Annotated in this window: 22 protein-coding genes and 1 tRNA gene; 11 read left to right on the top strand and 12 right to left on the bottom strand. The window is 68.8% G+C overall.

Annotated elements, in window-relative coordinates; translation table 11 throughout:
* Positions 1 to 110 precede the first annotated feature (110 nt).
* Together moaC and BLQ61_RS03295 are read left to right on the top strand one after the other, a co-directional pair.
* Complete coding sequence (gene moaC / locus BLQ61_RS03300) at positions 111 to 635, top strand: cyclic pyranopterin monophosphate synthase MoaC (protein WP_091566686.1); 525 nt, start codon at positions 111 to 113, stop codon at positions 633 to 635.
* Between the two features lie 340 nt (positions 636 to 975).
* On the top strand, positions 976 to 1788 hold the full coding sequence (locus tag BLQ61_RS03295) for a DNA/RNA non-specific endonuclease (RefSeq protein WP_245703817.1): 813 nt from the start codon (positions 976 to 978) through the stop codon (positions 1786 to 1788).
* A 115-nt stretch (positions 1789 to 1903) separates the two neighbouring features.
* On the opposite strand, the gene BLQ61_RS03290 is transcribed toward BLQ61_RS03295, so the two are convergent.
* Together BLQ61_RS03290 and BLQ61_RS03285 are read right to left on the bottom strand one after the other, a co-directional pair.
* The gene (locus BLQ61_RS03290; protein WP_091566683.1) at positions 1904 to 2269 is read right to left on the bottom strand and encodes a BrnA antitoxin family protein; all 366 of its coding nucleotides are present in this window, start codon (positions 2267 to 2269) and stop codon (positions 1904 to 1906) included.
* 175 nt (positions 2270 to 2444) lie between these two features.
* Positions 2445 to 2521, bottom strand: a tRNA-Arg gene (locus BLQ61_RS03285).
* Positions 2522 to 2829: 308 nt separating this feature from the next.
* Here BLQ61_RS03285 and BLQ61_RS03280 point away from each other — a divergent pair.
* Together BLQ61_RS03280 and BLQ61_RS03275 are read left to right on the top strand one after the other, a co-directional pair.
* Complete coding sequence (locus BLQ61_RS03280; RefSeq protein ID WP_091566681.1) at positions 2830 to 3138, top strand: BrnT family toxin; 309 nt, start codon at positions 2830 to 2832, stop codon at positions 3136 to 3138.
* Entirely contained in the window at positions 3098 to 3352 is a 255-nt protein-coding gene (locus BLQ61_RS03275) for a BrnA antitoxin family protein (RefSeq protein WP_091566679.1), read from the top strand. The genes BLQ61_RS03280 and BLQ61_RS03275 overlap by 41 nt, the downstream gene beginning before the upstream one ends.
* Positions 3353 to 3739: 387 nt before the next feature.
* Here the strand turns inward: BLQ61_RS03275 and BLQ61_RS17315 are convergent, their stop codons facing one another.
* On the bottom strand, positions 3740 to 4015 hold the full coding sequence (locus BLQ61_RS17315) for a hypothetical protein (RefSeq protein ID WP_175488206.1): 276 nt from the start codon (positions 4013 to 4015) through the stop codon (positions 3740 to 3742).
* A gap of 275 nt (positions 4016 to 4290) precedes the next feature.
* Positions 4291 to 4827 carry a pilin gene (locus BLQ61_RS03265; protein WP_091567464.1) on the bottom strand — a complete coding sequence of 179 codons (537 nt, stop codon included), beginning with the start codon at positions 4825 to 4827 and terminating at the stop codon, positions 4291 to 4293.
* A gap of 502 nt (positions 4828 to 5329) precedes the next feature.
* Between BLQ61_RS03265 and BLQ61_RS03260 the strand changes: the two genes are divergently transcribed.
* Positions 5330 to 5752, top strand: coding sequence for a nuclear transport factor 2 family protein (locus BLQ61_RS03260; protein WP_091567462.1), 423 nt, complete (start codon positions 5330 to 5332; stop codon positions 5750 to 5752).
* Positions 5753 to 5917: 165 nt separating this feature from the next.
* On the opposite strand, the gene BLQ61_RS03255 is transcribed toward BLQ61_RS03260, so the two are convergent.
* The 4 genes from BLQ61_RS03255 to sucC all read right to left on the bottom strand — a co-directional run bounded on the left by BLQ61_RS03255 (position 5918) and on the right by sucC (position 9787).
* A complete protein-coding gene (locus BLQ61_RS03255; RefSeq protein ID WP_091567460.1) occupies positions 5918 to 6577 on the bottom strand; it encodes an FHA domain-containing protein in 660 nt (219 codons plus the stop codon).
* Between the two features lie 110 nt (positions 6578 to 6687).
* Positions 6688 to 7533, bottom strand: coding sequence for a PP2C family protein-serine/threonine phosphatase (locus tag BLQ61_RS03250; RefSeq protein ID WP_091566677.1), 846 nt, complete (start codon positions 7531 to 7533; stop codon positions 6688 to 6690).
* Positions 7534 to 7707: 174 nt separating this feature from the next.
* On the bottom strand, positions 7708 to 8601 hold the full coding sequence (sucD, locus tag BLQ61_RS03245; protein ID WP_091566675.1) for a succinate--CoA ligase subunit alpha: 894 nt from the start codon (positions 8599 to 8601) through the stop codon (positions 7708 to 7710).
* Between the two features lie 25 nt (positions 8602 to 8626).
* A complete protein-coding gene (gene sucC, locus BLQ61_RS03240) occupies positions 8627 to 9787 on the bottom strand; it encodes an ADP-forming succinate--CoA ligase subunit beta (protein WP_091566673.1) in 1161 nt (386 codons plus the stop codon).
* A 200-nt stretch (positions 9788 to 9987) separates the two neighbouring features.
* On the opposite strand from sucC, the gene argC reads away from it, so the two are divergent.
* The 4 genes from argC to BLQ61_RS03220 all read left to right on the top strand — a co-directional run bounded on the left by argC (position 9988) and on the right by BLQ61_RS03220 (position 15012).
* Positions 9988 to 10929 carry an N-acetyl-gamma-glutamyl-phosphate reductase gene (gene argC, locus BLQ61_RS03235; protein WP_091566671.1) on the top strand — a complete coding sequence of 314 codons (942 nt, stop codon included), beginning with the start codon at positions 9988 to 9990 and terminating at the stop codon, positions 10927 to 10929.
* A gap of 260 nt (positions 10930 to 11189) precedes the next feature.
* Entirely contained in the window at positions 11190 to 12371 is a 1182-nt protein-coding gene (locus tag BLQ61_RS03230; RefSeq protein ID WP_091566669.1) for an MFS transporter, read from the top strand.
* A gap of 192 nt (positions 12372 to 12563) precedes the next feature.
* Positions 12564 to 13115, top strand: a complete 552-nt coding sequence (ssb, locus tag BLQ61_RS03225; protein ID WP_091566667.1) for a single-stranded DNA-binding protein — start codon at positions 12564 to 12566, stop codon at positions 13113 to 13115.
* 214 nt (positions 13116 to 13329) lie between these two features.
* Positions 13330 to 15012, top strand: a complete 1683-nt coding sequence (locus BLQ61_RS03220) for a hypothetical protein (protein ID WP_245703815.1) — start codon at positions 13330 to 13332, stop codon at positions 15010 to 15012.
* A gap of 304 nt (positions 15013 to 15316) precedes the next feature.
* Here BLQ61_RS03220 and corA read toward each other — a convergent pair whose 3' ends face one another.
* The 4 genes from corA to tsaB all read right to left on the bottom strand — a co-directional run bounded on the left by corA (position 15317) and on the right by tsaB (position 18520).
* Positions 15317 to 16303, bottom strand: a complete 987-nt coding sequence (corA, locus tag BLQ61_RS03215) for a magnesium/cobalt transporter CorA (protein WP_091566663.1) — start codon at positions 16301 to 16303, stop codon at positions 15317 to 15319.
* Positions 16304 to 16524: 221 nt separating this feature from the next.
* Positions 16525 to 17307 (bottom strand): uracil-DNA glycosylase family protein, encoded by a 783-nt coding sequence (locus tag BLQ61_RS03210; protein WP_091566661.1) that lies wholly within the window; start codon positions 17305 to 17307, stop codon positions 16525 to 16527.
* Complete coding sequence (gene rimI, locus BLQ61_RS03205) at positions 17304 to 17801, bottom strand: ribosomal protein S18-alanine N-acetyltransferase (protein WP_175488205.1); 498 nt, start codon at positions 17799 to 17801, stop codon at positions 17304 to 17306. The genes BLQ61_RS03210 and rimI overlap by 4 nt, the downstream gene beginning before the upstream one ends.
* Positions 17798 to 18520: a tRNA (adenosine(37)-N6)-threonylcarbamoyltransferase complex dimerization subunit type 1 TsaB gene (tsaB, locus tag BLQ61_RS03200; RefSeq protein WP_091566659.1), complete on the bottom strand. Its 723-nt coding sequence runs from the start codon at positions 18518 to 18520 to the stop codon at positions 17798 to 17800. Before tsaB ends, rimI begins: the two co-directional genes overlap by 4 nt.
* A 49-nt stretch (positions 18521 to 18569) precedes the next feature.
* Between tsaB and dacB the strand changes: the two genes are divergently transcribed.
* Entirely contained in the window at positions 18570 to 20072 is a 1503-nt protein-coding gene (gene dacB / locus BLQ61_RS03195; protein ID WP_091566657.1) for a D-alanyl-D-alanine carboxypeptidase/D-alanyl-D-alanine endopeptidase, read from the top strand.
* 108 nt (positions 20073 to 20180) lie between these two features.
* A complete protein-coding gene (locus BLQ61_RS03190; protein WP_091566655.1) occupies positions 20181 to 21314 on the top strand; it encodes an SGNH/GDSL hydrolase family protein in 1134 nt (377 codons plus the stop codon).
* The last annotated feature ends 15 nt before the right edge of the window (positions 21315 to 21329 follow it).

The raw sequence follows: 21329 nt of genomic DNA, 5'->3' as shown, positions 1-21329 counted from the left end.
AACCGTGGCCGTATGATGCGGGCAGCCGGGTGAAGGTTGCACGCGCCCGGTTTTTGCCTGCCTGCCTGCCCCTTGCCGCCTGCGGCCGCCTTGCTTTCGTTTTCGCTTCCATGACCCAGCCTGCCTCTCCTGCTTTCGACTCTGCTTCCTCTCCGCTCACCCACTTCGACACCCAGGGCCAGGCCCACATGGTGGACGTGGGCGCCAAGGCCGCCACGCACCGCACCGCCGTCGCGCAAGGCCGCATCGAGATGCAGCCGGCCACGCTGGCCCTCATCGCCTCGGGCAGCGCCAAGAAGGGCGACGTGCTGGGCGTGGCGCGCATCGCCGCCATCATGGCCGCGAAGAAGACCAGCGAGCTGATCCCGCTGTGCCACCCGCTGGCGCTGACGCGCGTGGCGGTCGAGTTCGAGCTGCTCGATGCGCCACCCGACGGCGGCGCCTGCGGCGTGCAGTGCACCGCTACCGTCGAGACTCTGGGCCAGACCGGCGTCGAGATGGAGGCGCTGACGGCCGTGCAGGTCGGCCTGCTGACCATCTACGACATGTGCAAGGCGGCCGACAAGCGCATGGTCATGACGGGGGTGCGGGTGCTGGAAAAGCACGGCGGCAAGTCGGGCAGCTTCGTCGCCTGAAACGGGCTGACGCCGCTGGTGCCGCGTTGCGGGCGCCGCCTGTCGCCTGCCTCCTGTCGCCTGTCGCAGTAGGTGCGCGGCTTTCCACCAGCGGCCCGTCCCGACACGCGCCTTGCGCTCGACAGCGCTGCCCGTGCCATGCCCCATAGCTTCGCGCCGCTGACCACCCACCACCCCCGTACCCTGATGCCTCCGGGTCTGCCGGGGCAGCGCGGCATCGGCGCCATCCCAGGCGATTCCCTGCATTTCCGGATTCTGTTTTCGCTGCCGCATGCCCCAGAAGAAAAAGCCCCGCGCGCCCGCCCGTTCCCGCTCCCGCTCCTCGTTCCGCCTCCCCGGCATGCGCCGCCTGGTCGTATTGGCCTTTGCCGCCCTTGTCGCCGCGCTACAGGGCGGCGGCTGGGACTTTTTGTCCGACTGGCTGGACCTGGAAGGCTTCAGCATCACCGCGCCGGCGCTCAAGCCCACCGGCCAGCAAGTGCAGACGCGCTTTGCCAACTGTCCGCAATTCTTCGCGCCGGGCGGCATGCCGGCCGTGCCCAGCGCGCCACGCCTGCGCGAGCTGTGCTTCGACAGCTTCGCCGTGCTGCATTCGGGCCAGACGCGCACGCCGCTGATCGTCGCCGAGCGCCTGAACCGCCGCATGCTCCAGCAGGGCCAGGGGCTGGCGCGCTCCGACCGCTTCTACGCCGATGCGCGCGTGCCGTCCTTCGAGCGCGCCGAACTGGACGACTACCGCGGCTCGGGCTACTCGCGCGGGCACCTGGCGCCGGCCGGCGACATGCCCACCCCCGCGGCCATGGCGCAGAGCTTCTCGCTGGCCAACATGGTTCCGCAGGACCAGACGCACAACGCCGGCCCCTGGGCCAGCATCGAGGCCGACACCCGCGCCTACGCCATGCGCGCCGCCGGCGACGTGTACGTCATCACCGGCGCGGTCTTCGTGCAGGGGCAGCAACGCCTGATCGGCGGGCGGGTGGCGGTGCCGACGCATTTGTTCAAGCTGGTCTACGACCCGCGCAGGAACCGGGCCTGGGCGCACTGGCAGGAAAACGCGCCCCAGACGCAGGTGGGGCGGCCCATCAGCTATGCCGAGCTGGTGCGGCGCACGAACATGGAGTTGCTGCCGGCGCTGCACAAGGCGGCGCAGTAGGCCAGCCGCAGCCGGTCAGTCCATGACGATGCGCCGCTGCGCGAAAAGTCGGGTGGCAGTCAGCCGGACATCGACATGGGGATCTGGCATCGATGCGGGGTCGTAGACGCGGCCATCACACCAGCCGGTGCGTGCGCAGCCAATCCTTCAGTGCTTCATTGATCCGTGTCTGCCAGCCCGGCCCCGTTGCACGGAAAGCCGCTGACACCTCAGGCGACAGGCGGATGGTGGTGGCCACCTTGGTCGGGGCTTTCTGCGGCCCACGCTCACCACGGCTGCGCCGCAAGGCAACCAGCCCGGCGTAAGTCTCGGGCGGCAGCACATCCTGGGCCGGACGTGCCCGGGCGAACCAGGCGGCATCCAGTTCAGGGTTGTCCGCGTCGGCATTGATGCCCGCATTGATGCGTGCATCTTCCTCGACGCCGGGCAACTCGACCTCGCGGCCAGTACGTGTGCGGATGGTCTCAGGCTTGGCGGGCATAGCGTTGCACCTTTCGGCTTGAAATTGGAATCTGACCCCCAATTTCTCTGCTCCAACAAATTGGCATTCTGTGCCGAGCACCACGAAGCCGCCTGTGACAAGGACCAAGAAAAACCCGCCATGCCTTGCAGCACGCGGGTTTTGCGCTGTCTTGCGACGACGTGAAGCGGTGATCTGGCCTGCCCGGAGGGACTCGAACCCCCGACCTATTGCTTAGAAGGCAATTGCTCTATCCGGTTGAGCTACGGGCAGCGGCAGGGCCGTGGATGATACCGCCGCTGCCCAGGGCCTTCTGCGTGGCTCGCTTGCACCTTCGTCAACGCAGGCTCGGCGGCGGTACAGCCCGGTTGCAGCGGTCCGCCGTACCGGGCGCACAGCAGAGGCATCTGGTGGTGCTGCCGTAGGGAGCCCGGTCGCCGCGGACGCCGTTCACCGGCAGTGCATTCACCTCTTGTTGGATGCCACCCCGTACCACCTGCAGTGTCTTAATCCATTGGAATCTGCCCCTTCACTCTTCACTTAAAACCAAGTTTGTATATACATCCGTGTAGAATTTCGCCATGAAGATCAGCGGTTTCGACTGGGACGACGGCAATTGGCCCAAGTGCGGCAAACATGGCGTATCACGCGAGGAAATCGAGCAAGTTCTGTTGGGCACGCCTGCCATCCTGCCGGACCCCCACCCCCATGAGCCGCGCATGCGGGCGATCGGCACGACGGCTGCGGGGCGCCATGTTTTCTTGGTCTTCATGCCAAGGCAGCTGTCGGGTAGAGCATTGCTGCGGCCCATCAGCGCGCGCTACATGCATCGCAAGGAGATCGAACACTATGAACAGCAAGCGTCAACCCCTGCCCCCCCTGCCCAATGACGAGGCAGCGGAGCGCTTCGTCGCCGAGGCGGATCTGTCGCAATACGACCTGACCGGCTTCGCACCCATGCGCTTCGAGATCGAGCCCAAGTCTTCCGCCTTGCACATGCGGCTGCCCACTTCCTTGCTGGAGGCGCTGAAGGCCAAAGCCCGCGCCAAGGGCGTGCCCTACACCCGTTACGTGCGGATGCTGCTCGAAGCGGACGTGGCCTGATCCAGAGTCTGCAGAGCGCCCGCGCGTGGGCGGCGCCTGCGGCAGGTGGGTGGGCGGCTGAGAAGTCGCCGTTTCGGACGCCTGCACGGCAGCTTCTTCCGCTGATGCTGGTTGGGGCTCTGTTGCCACTGCCGGCCGTGGCTGCGGCTCAGGCGCCCATGGGGCAGTCGCCGCGCCCCGCAGCCGCTCCTGGATCGAGGTGTAATCCGACTCCTCGGGCGTGTCCGCCACGCCCGCGCGTACCGGATTCAGATCGACACAGACCATCGCTGCCAGCACGGCGCGCTCATCCAGCAGCGCCTGGCTCTTGAAGCGGCCCTCCCAGAAGCGCCCGATGCATCCGTCCTCGGCATTGGCCTGGCGCGCTATCAACTCATGGAGCACGCGCTATACGCCACGACAGGTCACACAGCCGCGCGCGGTAGATCTCTGCCAACTCACGCACCTTGTCCTGCTCGCTCTCGCCCATGGCCGCGCGTGCTGCGGACAGATGGCGTTGCACCAGCACAGCAGCGGCCCGGTGAACAGCTGCGTCCAGCGTTGCAGCACCTCGTCAGCGCTCCAGCGCGCGGCGCGCTCGTGGTCGATGCGCAACATGACGTGGTAGTGGTTGCCCATGACGGCGAAGGCGGCGACGTCGATGGCAAAGATGTGCGCCAGCATCCTTGATGCGGGTGGCGATTCCTAAGCGCGGCGGTGCTCGAAGTTTTGGCCGCTGTGGTGGTCGTGACCGCACAGAAAGGCCGGGCGCACGCAGCGTGAGACGCAGTGGTACCAGGGGGTGTCAGCCAGGCTGATGAGGCAGGAGCGTGGGCGGGTGATGGTGGCGGAGGGTAAGAGGCGGCGGGCGTACCGTTAAATAAGTGGGCGTCCTTTATTTTCGCAATTTTTTCGCAAAAAAAAGGCGCTTAAAGCGCCTTTTTAATTTTTAAAGATAATTATTTGTTATCTGCGTCTTTGAAGCCAGTAGGTGCTGTGGCGAACTTGGTGTTGCAGGATCCAGGCAAAAATTTTGCTACAGAGGTAACGCTGTATCCACAAGCCCACTGGTTCACTTGAATGTTTACAGCAGGATCTTTACTAAGAGTATCTGCGACAGCAATGGCCTTTCCATCTGCATCGCGCGGCTCTAGATAAATAGCTTTGTCATCAAGATTGTCTTTGTCAATCCCTTGTACGATAACCTCTACAACTCCATCTGCATTGGTTTTAATGCTTTTGACATATTTAGAAAGTTTTGCATCTGTCTTGCTCTCGCATCCCCAGCCTCCGGCTCCTGGCGCTTCAGTGCCAGTTTGATATTTTTCCGTAATAGTTGTGCGGCAAGAACTTAGAGCCAAAATTGGCTCAGAAACTTTAGCTTTCTTTGTATAGTCCTGATAAGCTGGCAATGCCACGGCCGCCAAAATACCAATAATTGCCACCACGATCATCAGTTCGATCAAGGTAAAACCTTGCTGAACGCTACGTTTCATGTTCATAAATCCTCCGTCGGAGAAAAAGAAAGAAAACCAAAAAGAAAGGCTATCCAAAAATCCCCGTGGCCATCGCAAGAAGCAACAGAAGAAAGGCGCCTCGGGTTGCCCACAGCCTTGCAGGTTCCGTGCCAGCCCCGCCGTGCCACTCGTCCCTAGGCATCATCTTCTTGGTTACGTCAGAAACTTCTTCTCACCTGACGATGACCGTCGGTGGCCCTGACAACTTTGTCTTTTTGGGCGTGACCATGGCTGTCCCCGTTCGTACCCCGTGCTGCAGGCAGCGCAACGCCCATTCACAGCAAAATCGGTCTCAAACCCATAAGAATAAAGGGCTTACAGCTATCAATTCAGGAGTAAAACTTGCGCAGTCCGCCGCCTTGCGGAAACACCCCTGACCCGCACCGCACCAATCCGCGTCCTGCCAGCCCCTAGCATGCGGCCCTTCGCCACCCCTGCGATCCACCCGCAACCCGCCCCCAGGCGCATGCACGAGACCACCATGACCGACACCGCCCCCGCATCCTCCCCCGTCCCCTCCACCCAGGATCCGCAGGTCCTTGCCGCCGCCCGCGTGCCGCTGGAGCTCTACATCCGCGGCCATGCCGAGGACAACGCCGAGCACATGCGCGCCGCCTTTTTGCCCACCGCGCGCCTGGACTCGCGCCGCGACGGCCCGCTGACCTCGTGGACGCTGGACTTCTACTGCCAGCGCTTCCAGAACCAGCCCGCTGCCGACGAGGCCCAGCGCCGCCGCACCATCGACGTGCTGGACGTGACCGGCACCGCCGCCATGGCCAAGGTGACGCTGGTACACGGCGCGATGACCTTCGTGGATTACTTCGTGCTGGTGCAGACCGACGAGGGCTGGAAGATCGCCAGCAAGACTTTCCACGCGCTGCCGACCGAGGGCGCAGTGGCCTGACCGGCCCCGCTGGGGAAGCCGGGGCACCACGGCCCAGCGGGGGTAGCGCACAGCCGCTTCAGAGCCAGTTTTTAATGAAAACAGCTGCCAGCTCTTGTAGTGCAAGCGCTGGCAGCTATCAAATTCTCATGCCCTGCCCATGCCACGCAGGGCCGTGCCAGGGCCTCAGCCCTGCACGAACTCCATCTCCGTCCCCGCCAGCACGATCCGGTCCCCACCCTTGAGCGGCAGGGCGCCCGGGCCCACCGGCGCGCCGTTCAACAGCGGCACCTGCTCGCCCTCGACGTGCGCCAGCACGAAGCCGTGCGGGCGCCGGGTGATGGAGGCGACGGCCACGCCGGGCTTGCCGAGGGTGGTGACGACCTTGGTCAGCGCCGCCTGCCGCCCCGCGGCAGTGCCGGAGACGATGCGGATGGCGGCGCCCGGAGCAGGCGTGGCGGGTGAATCGCCCGGGGCGCTGGCTGCGGCCGCCGGGGTGGCGACCGGGGTGGGCGCCGCCGGGGTGGGCGCCGGCGCGGCCGGCGGGGGCACTTCGCCTTGCGCCAGCAGGCGTAGCTGGTACTTGCCGATCTCCACCGTATCGCCCACGCGCAGTGCCTGGCGCTTGACGGGCTGGCCGTTGACCGAGGTGCCGTTGGTGCTGCCCACATCCTCGACCTCGACGCTGCCCTCGGGCGAGCGGGTGAACACGGCATGCTCGCCGCTCACTGCCAGGTGGTTGATGACGATGTCGTTGTACGGGCGCCGGCCGATGGTGGTGCGCTCCTTGGCCAGCGGGACTTCCTTGAGCATGGCGCCGTCCAGCGTGACGAGCAGTCGGGGCAGGGGGTGGTTCATCATGGCAAGAACGGGCGCGGCAGAGGCGTGGTGGACAAGGATAGCGAAAGCCGGGGCCGGGGCCGAGGCCGGCACGGCGAGGCGCGGGCGCGCCGCCGTCAGGCGCCGGCGCCGCCGCGCAGCAGGCGCGACACCAGGCCGGCGCGGCGTTTCGGGCTGGCGGGCGGCGCGCCGGGCGGCAGCGCCGCCGGCGCCTGCGCCAGCACCACGCTGATGTTGTCGCGCCCGCCCAGGGCGTTGGCCAGGGCCACCAGGCGCTGGGCGCGCTCGGCCAGTGGCAGGCCGTCCTGGCGCGCCAGCGCGGCCAGTTCCTCGGGCTGCATCACGTCGGTCAGGCCGTCGGAGCTGAAGACATACAGGTCGCCGGGCCGCACGGCGTGCGTGGCCACGTCGGGCTGGGCCACGCCCTCGACGCCCAGGGCGCGCGTCACCAGGTTGCGCAGGTCCGAGGCGGCGGCCTGGGCTGGGCTCATCAGGCCGGCGTCCAGCTGTTCCTGCAGCCAGGAATGGTCGCGCGTGAGTTGTTCCAGCACCCCGGCGCGCAGGCGGTAGCAGCGCGAGTCGCCGACATGCGCCAGCACCAGCAGCGCACCGCGGAACACCCCGGCGACCAGGGTGGTGCCCATGCCGTGGCAGTCGCGGTCGGACAGGGCCGTGCCCAGGATGGCGTGGTTGGCCTGCTGGATGGCGTCGGCCAGCGCCTGGCCGATGGCGGCGGGGGTGGCGCCCTGGCCTTCGGGGCTGTCCAGCCAGGGCAGCAGCTGCGCGCCGACCTGCTCGACGGCCATATGCGCGGCCACCTCGCCGGCGTTGTAGCCGCCCATGCCGTCGGCCAGCAGCACCAGCCCGGCCTCGGCGTGCACGGCGAAGGCGTCCTCGTTCTGGGTGCGCACCCGGCCGGTGTCGGTCAGGGCATGGAAGGCATAGGGCGTTGGGGGGCGCATCGGATCGGGCGATGGGGCCGCGCGGCGGCGGGATGGCGCATCATAGGGGAGGGCCGTGCGCCGGACGTTGCCGCCCAGCCGCGCCGGGCCAAGAAAAAGGCCAGCCGCGGATGGCGGCTGGCCTGAAGGGGCGGGCCTGGCGCGCAGGGCGCGTCAGGCGGCGCGGGTCTCAGATCAGAGCAGGCCCTTGAGCAGGCGGCCCATCTCCGAGGGGTTGCGCGTGATGGTGAAGCCGCACTCTTCCATGATCGCCAGCTTGGCGTCGGCCGTGTCGGCGCCGCCCGAGATCAGCGCGCCGGCGTGGCCCATGCGCTTGCCCGGAGGGGCCGTCACGCCAGCGATGAAGCCGACGACGGGTTTTTTCATGTGGTCCTTGCACCAGCGGGCAGCCTCGGCCTCGTCGGGGCCGCCGATCTCGCCGATCATGATGACGGCGTCGGTGTCGGGGTCGTCGTTGAAGGCCTTCATCACGTCGATGTGCTTCAGGCCGTTGATCGGGTCGCCGCCGATGCCGACGGCAGACGACTGGCCGATGCCCAGCTCGGTCAGCTGCGCCACGGCCTCATAGGTCAGCGTGCCCGAGCGCGAGACGACGCCGACGCGGCCCTTCTTGTGGATGTGGCCGGGCATGATGCCGATCTTGATCTCGTCGGGCGTGATCAGGCCCGGGCAGTTGGGGCCGAGCAGCAGCGTCTTCTTGCCGCCGGCGGCCTCCTTGGCCAGCATCTTGTTGCGCACTTCCAGCATGTCGCGCACGGGGATGCCTTCGGTGATGCAGATGGCCAAGTCCAGGTCGGCCTCCACCGCTTCCCAAATGGCGGCTGCGGCGCCGGCCGGCGGCACGTAGATCACGCTGACAGTGGCACCGGTGTCCTGCGCGGCCTCACGCACGCTGGCGTAGATCGGCACGTCGAAGATCTTCTCGCCGGCCTTCTTGGGGTTCACGCCGGCGACGAAGCAGTTGCGGCCGTTGGCGTACTCGATGCACTTTTCGGTGTGGAACTGGCCCGTCTTGCCCGTGATGCCCTGGGTGATGACGCGCGTGTCCTTGTTGATGTAGATCGACATGGGGGTTTCTTTCCAGGACTTGGGCTTATTTGACGGCTTCGACGATCTTGGTGGCGGCTTCGGCCATCGTGTCGGCGCTAATGATGGGCAGGCCGGATTCGGCCAGCATCTTCTTGCCCAGTTCCTCGTTCGTGCCCTTCATGCGCACGACCAGCGGCACCTGCAGGTTCACTGCCTTGCAGGCGGTGATCACGCCGGTGGCGATGGTGTCGCACTTCATGATGCCGCCGAAGATATTCACAAGGATGCCCTTGACCTTGGGGTTCTGGAGCATGATCTTGAAGGCTTCGGTCACCTTTTCGGGGGTGGCGCCGCCGCCCACGTCCAGGAAGTTGGCCGGCTCGCCGCCGAACAGCTTGATGGTGTCCATGGTGGCCATGGCCAGGCCGGCGCCATTCACCAGGCAGCCGATGTTGCCGTCCAGGCTGATGTAGGCCAGGTCGAACTTGCTGGCCTCGACTTCCGCCGGGTCTTCTTCGTCCAGGTCGCGCAGCGCGACGATGTCGGGGTGGCGGAACAGGGCGTTGGAGTCGAAGTTGAACTTGGCGTCCAGGGCGATGATGTTGCCCTTGCTGTCGCGGTTCAGGGGGTTGATCTCGACCAGCGAGGCGTCCGTCTCCATGTAGCACTTGTAGAGCTTCTGGCAGACGTCGATGAACTGCGCCTTGGAGTCATCGGGCATGCCGACGCCGCGGGCCAGCTCTTCGCCCTGTTCCTGAGTCAGGCCCTTCAGCGGGTCAACGAACACGGTGATGATCTTCTCGGGCGTGCTGTGCGCCACTTCTTCGATGTCCATGCCGCCTTCGCTGGAGGCGATGAAGGCCACCTTCTGCGTGCCGCGGTCGGTCACGACGGACAGGTAGTACTCCTTCTGGATGTCGGCGCCGTCCTCGATGTACAGGCGGCGCACCTTCTGGCCTTCCGGACCGGTCTGGTGCGTGACCAGCTGCATGCCCAGGATGTCGCTGGCGCGCGCTTTGACGTCGTCGATGGTCTTGGCGACCTTCACGCCGCCGCCCTTGCCGCGGCCGCCCGCGTGGATCTGGGCCTTGACGACCCAGACCGGGCCGCCAAGCTTCTGGGCGGCTTCCACCGCCTCCTGCACGGTGAATGCGGGAATGCCGCGGGGCACGGGCACACCGAAGCTGCGCAAGATTTCCTTGCCTTGGTATTCGTGAATCTTCATGAGTAGGGTCTCTCAGGGGAAGGGGATTTTTTATCACCCGTGCGCGCCACGCGGCATGAGAAGACGACAACCGAAGGCAGTCCAACCGCAGACTCGGGACAGGCAGCGGTCGACTGTATCATGTTGCATTGCACCATTGCAGTGCCTTTCTCTTTCGGGGCGGCGCCACGCCCCGCCCCCACAGCACAGGAGCACCACCCATGACCCAGCCCCACAAGGTCTTCATCGACGGCGAAGCCGGCACCACCGGCCTGCAGATCCGCGAGCGCCTGCAGACGCTGTCGCAGGTGGAGCTGGTGAGCATCGACCCGGACAAGCGCAAGGACCCGGCCGCCAAGCGCGCGCTGATCGCCGGCGTGGACCTGGTGGTGCTGTGCCTGCACGACGACGCCGCGCGCGAGACGGTGGCCATGGTCGAGGACGTGGAGCGCGAGGTGGGGCGCACCATCCGCGTGATCGACGCCTCGACCGCGCACCGCGTGGCGGCCGGCTGGGTCTATGGCTTCGCCGAGCTGTGCCACGGCCAGGCGCAGTTGGTGCGCCAGGCGGCGCGCGTGTCCAACCCCGGCTGCTACGCCACCGGCGCCATTGCCCTGCTGCGCCCGCTGGTGGATGCGGGGCTGATCCCGCCGGACCACCCGCTGGCGCTGCCCTCGGTCAGCGGCTATTCGGGCGGCGGGCGCACCATGATCGAGGCCTACGAGGCCGGCAGCGCCGCGCCTTATGAGCTGTACGCGCTGGGCCTGTCGCACAAGCACCTGCCCGAGATCCTGAAGTACACCGGCATGGTGCGCCGGCCGATTTTCACGCCCTCCGTGGGCAACTTTCGCCAGGGCATGCTGGTGCAGCTGGCGCTGCACCTGGACCTGCTGCCCGGCCAGCCGCGCGCGGCCGACCTGCACGATGCGCTGGCCGCGCACTATGCGGCCAGCAACACCCCCGAGCAGTGGGTGCGCGTGCTGCCGCCGACCGAGGACGGCAAGCTCGAGCCTACGGCACTGAACGACACCAACCAGTTGGAGCTGCGCGTCTTTCCGAACGAGGACCACCGCCACGCGGTGCTGGTGGCGCGCCTGGACAACCTGGGCAAGGGCGCCAGCGGCGCGGCGGTGCAGAACCTGCGGCTGATGCTGGGGTTGTGAACCGTCGCTATCGAATTTGATAGCTGCAGGCCCTTGTGTAATAAGGGCTGCAAGCCTTTTTTGCTGAAAATGAAGGCCGCCGGCGCGCTGCGTCGCCCTGGGATGGGCGCACCCCTGTAGCGGTGCGGTACGGCCTGCAGCCGCACGCCGGCGCCGCGTCGGGCGCCCTCATGCGCGAGAATCACAGGCTTGCTTCGGCCCTGAACCTGTTTGTCCCACCCGTGCCACCACGCCGCTCCGAATCCCGCCCCTCCACCGCCATGACGCCGCACGAGCGCCGCGCCAGCATCAACCTGGCGCTGATCTTCGCGCTGCGCATGCTGGGCCTGTTCTTGGTGCTGCCGGTGTTCGCGCTGGAGGCGCGCAAGTACCCGGGCGGCGATGACCCGGCGCTGGTCGGCCTGGCGATGGGCATCTACGGGCTGACGCAGGCCTTCCTGCAACTGCCGCTGGGCCTGGCGTCCGACCGGCTGGGCCGCAAGCGTGTCATCGTGATCGGCCTGCTGGTGTTCGCCGGCGGCAGCCTGGTGGCGGCGCTGGCCGACAGCATCACCGGGCTGCTGGTGGGCCGGGCGCTGCAGGGCGCGGGGGCGGTGTCGGCGGCGGTGACGGCGCTGCTGGCCGACCAGACGCGCGAGGTGGTGCGCACCAAGGCCATGGCCCTGGTGGGCATCAGCATCGGACTGATGTTCGCCGTGGCGCTGGTGGCGGCGCCACCGCTGGCGGCCTGGGGCGGGCTGCCCGGGCTGTTCGGCCTGACCTGCGCGCTGGCGCTGGCCGGCATCGCGCTGGTGGTCTGGGGCGTGCCGCCCGAGCCCGCGCGGCACCACGACGCGCCGCGCGCGCCGCTGTCGGCGGTGTGGCGCCATGCCGACCTGCTGCGCCTGAACGCCGGCGTGTTCGCGCTGCATACGGTGCAGATGGCGATGTGGGTGGCTGTGCCGGCGCTGCTGGTGCGCGCCGGGCTGCCAAAAGACGCGCACTGGCAGCTGTACCTGCCGGCGCTGGTGCTGTCCATCGTCGCCATGGGCGGGCTGTTCGCCATGGAGCGGCGCGGGCGCCTGCGCGCGGCGCTGCTGCTGTCGATCGCGCTGGTGCTGCTGGTGCAGCTGGCCCTGGCGCTGCTGACCGCCGGCGGCGCGCTGCCGTCGGTGGCGCTGCTGGGCGGGCTGCTGTTCCTGTTCTTCTGCGGCTTCAACATGCTGGAGGCGACGCAGCCCAGCCTGGTCTCGCGCATGGCGCCGGACAACCTGCGCGGCGCGGCGCTGGGGGCCTACAACACGCTGCAGTCGCTGGGCCTGTTCGCCGGCGGCGCGCTGGGCGGGGCGCTGGTCAAGTGGGCCGGCGCGCCGGGGCTGTTCGCCGCCACCGCGCTGCTGGCGGCGCTGTGGCTGGCCATTACCTGGCCACTCAAGCCGGTGGCACGCGGCGCCGGGCATTGAGGCCCGCGGCGGCCTTGTATTCCGGCTGCTGAACCCCATTTTTCACGGGTGCGCGCGCACGCGAGGCGTCACGCCGCTATGCTGCGCACCGGCGCCGCGCTGCCACCTGCGGGGCGCCGTTTCCCTATCTGGCCCGGGTTTTTCCTTTCGTCATCCGGGCTGTCATCAACTCCCAAGCAGGACATCACAGCCATGGCATCCGTGAACAAAGTCATCATCGTCGGCAACCTGGGCCGCGACCCGGAAATGCGCACCTTCCCCAGCGGCGACCAGGTGGCGAACGTGCGCATCGCCACCACCGACCGCTGGCGCGACAAGAACACCGGCGAGAACAAGGAAGCCACCGAGTGGCACAGCGTGGTCTTCAATGGCCGGCTGGCCGAGATCGTCGGCCAGTACCTGAAGAAGGGCTCGCAGGTCTACGTCGAGGGCGCGCTGCGCACGCGCAAGTGGACCGACCAGAGCGGCCAGGAGCGCTACACCACCGAGATCCGCGCCGACACCATGCAGATGCTGGGCGGGCGCCAGGGCATGGGCGGCGGCCAGGGCGGCGGTGCCGGGTATGACGACGGCGGCTATGGCGACGCCGGCGGCGGCTACGACGCGCCGCCGCGCCGCGCCGCGCCGCCGGCACGCGCGCCCGTGCCCGCGCCCGCGCCCGCGCCGGTCGCGCGCCCGGCGCCGGCACCGGCGCCGCGTGCGGCTTCCGGGTTCGACGACATGGACGACGACATTCCGTTCTGAGCGCGGCGCGCCTGCGTGCTGCAAGGCCCGGCCTTCATGGGAGGCCGGGCCTTTTTTCTCGGGCCGCCGCCGGGCGCGGTCCGGGTTGTGCATTGTTCACAGGCGGACGCTGCCATGCGTGCAGGTGCCGCGCATAATGCGCCGAACCCCAGCGCTGCCCGCTCGCGGCGCGCATTCCGTCACCCTTCGATTGCCTGCACGAGGCCCTTTCCCCATGCGCTCTTCCCGCCTGCTCCTGCATGCCCGACAACTGCTTTGCACCGCCATGGTCGCCACGCTGGCGGCCTGTGGCGGTGGTTCGGACGATGGCGCCGAAGTCGGCCCGGCACCCGGGACGCAGCAATATCCGGCGGGCATCTGGGAGGGCACGGCCGGCACCGGCACGGCGCAGCGCGTCATGATCGGTTTTGTCGATGGTGGCGTGGACGGCAAAGGCGGCGAGTTCTATTTCGCGCGCGGCGCCGCCGGTTCGGCCGGCTATGACAGCCTGTACGGCCTGCTGCGCACCGACGTGACCACCGTGCAGGCCACGGGCGTCACCTATTTCTCCGTGCAGGACGGCAAGTTCGCCAACGGCCTGACGCTGCGCGGCACGGCCTCGTCCAACCCGGTCACCGGCAAGCCCGCCACTCTGAGCGGCAACTACACCAGCCCGGCGGCGACGGCGGCCGCCACCGGCACGCCGACCAGCTTCAAGATGAGCTACAGCGCGCTGAACAACTACCCGGCGCGCGCCGACCTGCTGGCCGGCACCTACCGTGGCTCGGGCCTGTTCGGTGGATCGTGGGTGCTGAGCATCTCGCTGCGCGGAACGGTGTCCGGCCGGGTAGGCAACTGCAGCGTGCAGGGCACGGCGACGCCGCGCGCGCCCGACTCGGCGCTGTATTCGGTCAGCATGAGCCTGGTGGGCGACGAGGCCACCTGCGGGCCCTACGCCGGCACGCAGCAATCGGGCATCGCGGTGCTGCGCTATGCCACCGGCAGCCAGACGCCGAACGGCATCTGGATGTTCACGCGCAACACCACCGGTACGCCCAACACCTATGTGCTCAACGGCCTGGCCGATCCCAAGCAGCCGGTCATCCCGTCGCCGACGCCGCTGTCCATCACCGGCAACTGGGCCGGCACGCTGCAGTTGCCCGCGGGTGTGCGCGGCGACGAAAGCGTCTGGGGTTCGGTGCTGCCCGACGGGGGCTTCTTCTTCTACACCAACAGCAGCTTCAACCACAACGCGCTGTATGGGCGGCTGATCCGCTATGAGGATGCCAGCCTGAACCGTTTCGTCAGCGCCAACGACAGCGTATTCTTCGACCGCCTGGCCGGCGGCACGGGCGACTACCAGGGCGGCTATGTCGGCGGGGTGCTGGTCGATGCCGTGCTGGAAAGCACCGGCCAGAGCGGCGCCGCGACGCGCATGAGCGGCAGCTACAGCTACGTCAGCCAGCCGGGCGGCTACCCGACCGGCTTCATCATGCAGCCCGACCCGCTGTATGCCCTGCCTGCCGGGGTGGTGCCCAACGTCAACATGATCGTCGGCACTTACACCATGGCCGGCACCGGCTTCGGCGGGCATACGGTGAACGTCTCGGTGGCGGCCGATGGCTCCATCACCGGCACCACCAGCAACGGTTGCGAGATCGTCGGCACGCTGCTGGGCACCACCGACAGCGGCAAGCCGCAGAACCTGTACCGGGTGGAAGCCTTTGGCTACCTGGCCAGCACCCTGGTGCCGTCCAACACCATCGGCTGCGAGCTCTCCACCGGGCCGTCGCAGTCGGGCGCGGCGGCGGCGCTGTTTGACCAGGAAGGGCGCGTGTCGGGCCTGCGCATCCTGACCGCCGGCCTGCAGGTCTCGGGCCAGCGCGCGCACACGGTGTTCGTGGGCACCAAGCGCTGAGTGGAGCAGCCAGGGCTGTGAGGCATGAAAGTGCCTCCAGCCCTTGCCTTTCAACGGCTTCCAGCTATTGATTGAGTAGCAAAATCTTGGCTGCCAGACCGCTGCAGGCAAGACAGGCAGTCAATTGGAGTCCGAGCCCCATTCAGGCGCTAATTGGAATCTGACCCCAATTCAGGTGCCGTCCTATGCCAGCAGACGCCGTGGATCCGGCTTTGCCCGTCCACCAGCGTCGTCCCCTTTCCCAGCGCGCGCAGCGCGCGCCAGAGAAGGGGGAAAGCGGCGCAGCCGCGCAGGGGGTTGTTCTCTACTTCAACCAGCCGCGCTTGCGAAAATACAGCATTGGCCCAACGGCGCTGGCCACCATCAGCAGCAGCACGTAGACGTAGCCGTACTTCCACTCCAGCTCGGGCATGACGCGGAAGTTCATGCCGTAGACGCTGGCGATTAGGGTGGGCGGCAGCAGCGCCACGCTGGCCACCGAGAAGATCTTGATGATCTTGTTCTGGTTGATGTTCAAAAAACCCACCAGCGCGTCCATCAGGAAGTTGATCTTGTCGAACAGAAACTGGGTGTGGCTGTCCAGCGACTCGATGTCGCGCAGGATCTGGCGCGCGTCCTCGAACTGCTCGGCGCCGAGCATCTTGCTGCGCATCATGAAGCTCACCGCGCGGCGCGTGTCCAGCATGTTGCGCCGGATGCGTCCGTTCAGGTCTTCCTGCCAGGCGATGTCGGCCAGCACGGTCTGCGCGTAGTCGTCGGTGACACTGCCCTCCAGCACCTGCTCGCTGACCTGTTTGAGGTCGTCATAGATGCCCTCCAGCGTGTCGGCGGAATATTCCACGTCGGTGTCGAACAGCGCCAGCAGCACGTCCTTGGCGTCCTCGATCAGGCCCGGGGCGCGGCGCGCGCGCATGCGCAGCAGGCGGAACACTGGAATGTCCTCGTCGTGGATGGAGAACAGCACGCCGCAGCTGGCCAGCTCGGCGTTGTGCTGGTTCAGGATGAAGGCTACGCGCACGCTGCGCGGCTCCTCGTCGTCATCGACCAGGAAATCGCTGCGCAGATGCAGCTCGCCGTTGTCTTCTTCGTAGAAACGCGCCGATTCCTCGATGTCCTCGTCCATCACGTCGGCCGGGATGGACAGGCCGTAGTGCTGCATGACCCAGCGCTTTTCCTCGGGCGTGGACGACTGCAGATCGACCCAGATGGGCTGGAAGCGCTTGAGCTCCTCCAGCGATTCGATCTCTTCCTGGACCAGTCGCCCATTGGCGAGCGAAAAGATGTTGAGCATGGCTCACTCTCCCTGTGTTCTTGGCGTGTGCGGGTGGGGCTGGGGCGCTTTCAGCCCGCACCGGCGACAGCTCGGGAGGCTGAAAGCTACCGACTCGGGCAGCTTTCCATGGCGGATGAAGGTGTGGGTGCGAAAAAATGTGCCGCGCACGGCGTGCGCGGCAAACGTGAAATTATGGCATCCGCCGGCCTGCGCGGCGGGCTGCGCGGGCCGAAGGGCGATCAGCCGGGGGCGGTGCTGTCGGGGCGCACCCGCGCCAGTGCGCGGCACAGGTCCAGCCAGGCGCCAGCCTTGGCCTGGGGCGCGAGCAGCAGGTAGGCCGGGTCGTGGCTGACCGCCGCCGGCGTGCCGTCCGCCAGCCGGTGCGGCCGTGCGCGCAGGCGCGCCAGGGGTTGCGGGCTGCCCAGCACCGCGCGTGCCGCACCCAGGCCCAGCAGCAGCACCATGCACGGCTGGCGTTCGGCCAGCACCTGCGCCAGCGGCCGGCCCGGCGCGCTGGCGGGGGCGGACGACGGCAGCAGGGCCGCCAGCTGCGTGCACGGCTGGTGGTGCAGGCCCATGGCGCGCAGCATGTGGTGCAACAGCCGGCCGGCGTCGCCCGCCAGCGGGTCACCCGGCTGGGCACATTCCAGCAGCACCAGCCAGCCGCCGGTGGCCGGGGCCGGGACGTCCTGCTGCGCGTAGGGCGCCAGCAGCGGGCCCAGCAGCACTTCGCCGACAGGCGCCGGGGCGGCGTCTGCCGGGCGGGCCGCGGCAGGGGCGGCTGGCTGCTGCTGCGCCGGAGCGGGCGGCGGTGCATCGGATACCGGCGTGCCGGCCGGGCGCCGCGCACCGGCCCTGGCCTCTTCGGCCAGTGGCGCGGCAGCAACCGGTGCGGCGTCAGCCGGCCCGGCCGCTGCAGGCGGCGCGCCGCGCTCGGCGCGGGCCGGCTGCAGCAGCGGCAGGGCAATGCCCATTTCCTGCAGCATGGCGCGCTGGCGGGCGTCCAGGTGGGACAGGGTCATAGCGGCAGGCTCATCACGATGGCGGTCTCGCGCTGGCCGTCCTCGGCCGGGTAATAGTGCTTGCGCTCGCCGACGCAGCGGTAGCCGTGGCGCTCGTAGATGGCGCGCGCGCGCTGGTTGCTCTGGCGCACCTCCAGCCAGACCCAGTGCGCGCCCTGGCTGCGCGCCCACAGGTCGAGCGCGTCCAGCAGCACCTGCGCCCAGCCCTGGCGCTGGTGCCGGGGGGCGACGGTCAGGTTGAGCAGATGCACCTCGTCCACGCCGCGCATGGCGATGAAGTAGCCCAGCACTTCGTCGCCCTCGGCCAGCAGCAGCTGGCACTGGTAGCCGGCGGCCATGGCGTCGACGAAATTGCCGCGTGACCAGGGATGGGCATAGGCGGCCTGCTCGACCTGCATCAGCGCGTCCAGCAGCCCCATGCCGAGCAGCGCGAAGCGCGCATGCGTCACCGCCGGCGCGTCGGGCTGCGGGGCCAGGGGCTGCGCCGGGCTCATGGCGTTCCGCCGGCCTGCGCCGCACTGCGCGCCGCCGCGCGCTCGGCGGTGGTCTGCGCCACCTTGTCGCGCACGTAGCGCGGCAGCGCCGCCTCGGCCGGCACCGCCGCGCCCTGCGCCAGTAGCTGCGGCGCCAGGCGCAGCAGCGCCGCGCCGGTGGGCAGCGCGGCCACCTGCGGCGCGGCGGGCGCTAGGCGCTCGCCGTAGGCGGCGCGGGCGTTGCCGGCGACGGTCCAGCCGGCGGGCACGGCCACCGCCTCGGGCGCGGTCAGCGAAAAATCCGGCGGCGCCTGCCAGCGCCCACCGCCTTCGGCAGACTGCCACTCGAACGGCGCCCAATAAACCTCGTCCATGCGCGCGTCCAGTGTCGCCAGCACGCGCGTGCAGCCGTGCTGCGCACGCGCCTGCTCGGCCACCGCCAGCAGGGTGTCCACGGGCAGCACCGGCAGGCCCTGCCCGGCGCGCGCGCCGAACGCCAGCCCCTGGGCCACCGCGCAGGCGGTGCGCAGCCCGGTGAAAGAGCCCGGGCCGCGCCCGAAGACCAGCGCCTGCAGGTCGGCCAGCGACAGGCCGGCGTCGCGCAGCAGCGCGCGGATGGCGGGCAGCAGCGTGGTCGAGGCCTGCGCCGCGCCCGGCCCGCTGTGCTCCAGCACCCGGTCGCCGTGCTGCACGGCGATGGACAGGGTGTCGGTGCTGGTGTCGAAGGCAAGCAGATTCATGGACCGGCGATTATCGGCGCCCGCGCTCCGCACCTAGACTGACGCTTCCATGCCCGTTTTTTCCTGCTCCGTCCGTTTCCCGATCCGCCGGCTGCGCCCGGCGCTGCTGGCGCTGTGCCTGGCGACAGGTGCCGTGCTGCCGGCCTGCGCTGCCGCGCCGGTGCCGCACAAGGCGCACGCCGGGGCGTTGCTGCCGCCAGCCGTCGAGGCCGCGCTGAACCGCGCCCAGGTGCCGCGCGAGGCGCTGTCGGCGGTTGTCATGGAGGTCGACGGCCGGGCCGCGCCGCGCCTGGCGCTGCAGCCGGACGCGCCGCTGAACCCGGCGTCGGTCATGAAGCTGGTGACCACCTACGCGGCGCTGGACATGCTGGGCCCGTCCTTCACTTGGCAGACGCCGGTCTACCTGGACGCCCAGCCGCAGGGCGGCACCCTGCGCGGCAACGTCTATGTGCAGGGACAGGGCGACCCACAGCTGGTGGTCGAGCGGCTGTGGCTGCTGCTGCGCCGCCTGCGCGCACAGGGGGTGTCGGTGATCCTGGGCGACATCGTGCTGGACCGCAGCGCCTTCGACAGCGCGCCGCACGACGCCGCGCAGTTCGACGGCGAGCCCTGGCGCCCGTACAACGCCGCGCCGGATGCGTTGCTGGTGAACTACAAGACTCTGACCCTGACCTTCTTGCCGGATGCCACCGCCGGCGTGGCGCGCATCAGCCACGAGCCGCCGCTGGCGCACGTCGAGCTGCCGGCCAGCGTGCCGCTGGCGCCCGCCGGCAGTGCCTGCGGCGACTGGCGCGCCGGGCTGCGCGCGCAGCTGCAGGATGCGGCGCGCATCACCCTGCAAGGAAGCTACCCGGCGGCTTGTGGCGAGCGCCAGTGGCCGATCGCGCCGGCCGACCCGCCAGGCTTTGCCGCGCGCGCCATCGAGGGCATGTGGCGCGAGCTGGGCGGCAGTCTGACCGGGCGGGTGCGCGACGGACAGGTACCGGCCGGGCTGGTGCCGGCGTTCAGCGTGGCCTCGCCGCCGCTGGCCGAGGTGGTGCGCGACATCAACAAGTACAGCAACAACGTCATGACCCAGCAGCTGTTCCTGACGCTGGCGCTGCAGCGCCAGGGGCGTGGCAGCTTCGACGCCGCGCGCGCGCTGCTGACGCGCTGGTGGGACGAGCGCGTGAAAGCCGGCGGTCCGCTGATGATGGACAACGGCGCCGGCCTGAGCCGCGACGCGCGCCTGAGCGCGGGCGGCCTGGCGCGCATGCTGCAGCACGCCTGGGCCTCGCCGGTGATGCCCGAGCTGATGTCCTCGCTGCCGATCACCGGGGTGGACGGCACGCTGCGCCGCCGCCCGGGCCAGGCCTCCGGCTCGGCGCACCTGAAGACCGGCACACTGCGCGACGTGACGGCACTGGCCGGCTATGTGCTGGGTGCCAGCGGGCGCCGCTGGGTGGTGGTGGCCATCGTCAACCACCCGCAGGCGCCGGCGGCGCGCCCGGCGCTGGATGCGCTGGTGGACTGGGTGCAGGACGACCGGCGCGCCAGCGTGCCGCGCGAATAGGCCGACGCCGGTTTGTCTGCTGGTGTTTACCCGCTGAAACCGGCGTTGCGCCAGGGTTAGGATATAAAAAAGAACGATCGTACTATTTCCAACCCCCTGGAGTCTTCGATGAAATTTCGCATGCATTGGGCGGCTGCGGCCGCGGCGGCGGGCCTGGTTGCGGCCTGCGGTGGCGGCGGTGCCGACACCACGCCGGCCGCGCCGGTGACCTCGGTCAAGGTGGTCGGCGACAGCCTGGCCGACAGCGGCACCTTTGGCCTGAAATTCACCGTGCAGGGCACGGCACCCACTGGCGCCGGCTCCACGCCCATCTGGCCCGAGCGCGTGGCCACCAGCTACGGCCAGAGCCTGTGCCCGCACTACGACCTGACCAGCGGCACCCTGGCCACGCGCGCCAACTGCACCAACTATGCCGTTGGTAAGGGCGCGATCAATTTCACCGAGAACCCGAACGGGCCGCAGTCCATCCTGCGCCAACTGGCCGACGCCGGCGCTGCCGGCTACGGGCCGGGCGACCTGCTGCTGGTCGATGGCGGCGGCAACGACGCCGCCGACCTGATCAGCGCCTACCTGGCCGCACCACGCGATGGCGGCGCCAGCTACGCCGCGCTGCTGTCCAGCGTGCTGGACGCAGCCACCGTGAAGCAGCTGCTGGCCGCCGGCCCCACCGGCATGGCCCAGGCCGGCGGCGCCTACATGCAGGCGCTGGCGGTGCGCTTCGCCACCACCATCAAGACTCAGGCGCTGGCCAAGGGCGCGCCGCGCGTGGCCATCCTGAACATGCCGCCGGTGACGCTGACGCCGAAGTTCCGCACCGTGCTGGGCGCCGTCGCCCAGGCCAATGGCGCGGCTGCCGCGGCGCAGGCCGAAGGCCTGTTCGACGGCTGGGTGCGCGCCTTCAACGCCAAGCTGAACGAGCAGTTCGCCGGCGACGCGCGGGTGGTGATCGCCGATTTCTACGGCTCGTTCCGCGACCAGATCAACGACCCGGCCCAGTTCGCCTATACCAACGTGACCACCCCGGTGTGCCCGGTCACCGGCGTGGACGCCAAGGGCCTGCCGACCTACACCTTCGCCACCTGCACCGCGGCGGCGCTGTCGGCCCACCCGCCGGCGGGGGCCAGCGGGCCCGACTGGTGGCAGCACTACTCGTTCTCCGACGGCTTCCATCCCACGCCCTACACGCACCAGCTGATGGGCCAGCTGGTGTCGCGCTCGCTGTCGCAGGCCGGCTGGCTGTGAGCCCCCCATTGCGTC

Source organism: Oryzisolibacter propanilivorax (assembly GCF_900103645.1).
Classification (GTDB): domain Bacteria; phylum Pseudomonadota; class Gammaproteobacteria; order Burkholderiales; family Burkholderiaceae_C; genus Melaminivora; species Melaminivora propanilivorax.
The sequence above is the reverse complement of the archived record's forward strand: the minus strand, read 5'-3'. Positions and strand labels throughout refer to the sequence as shown.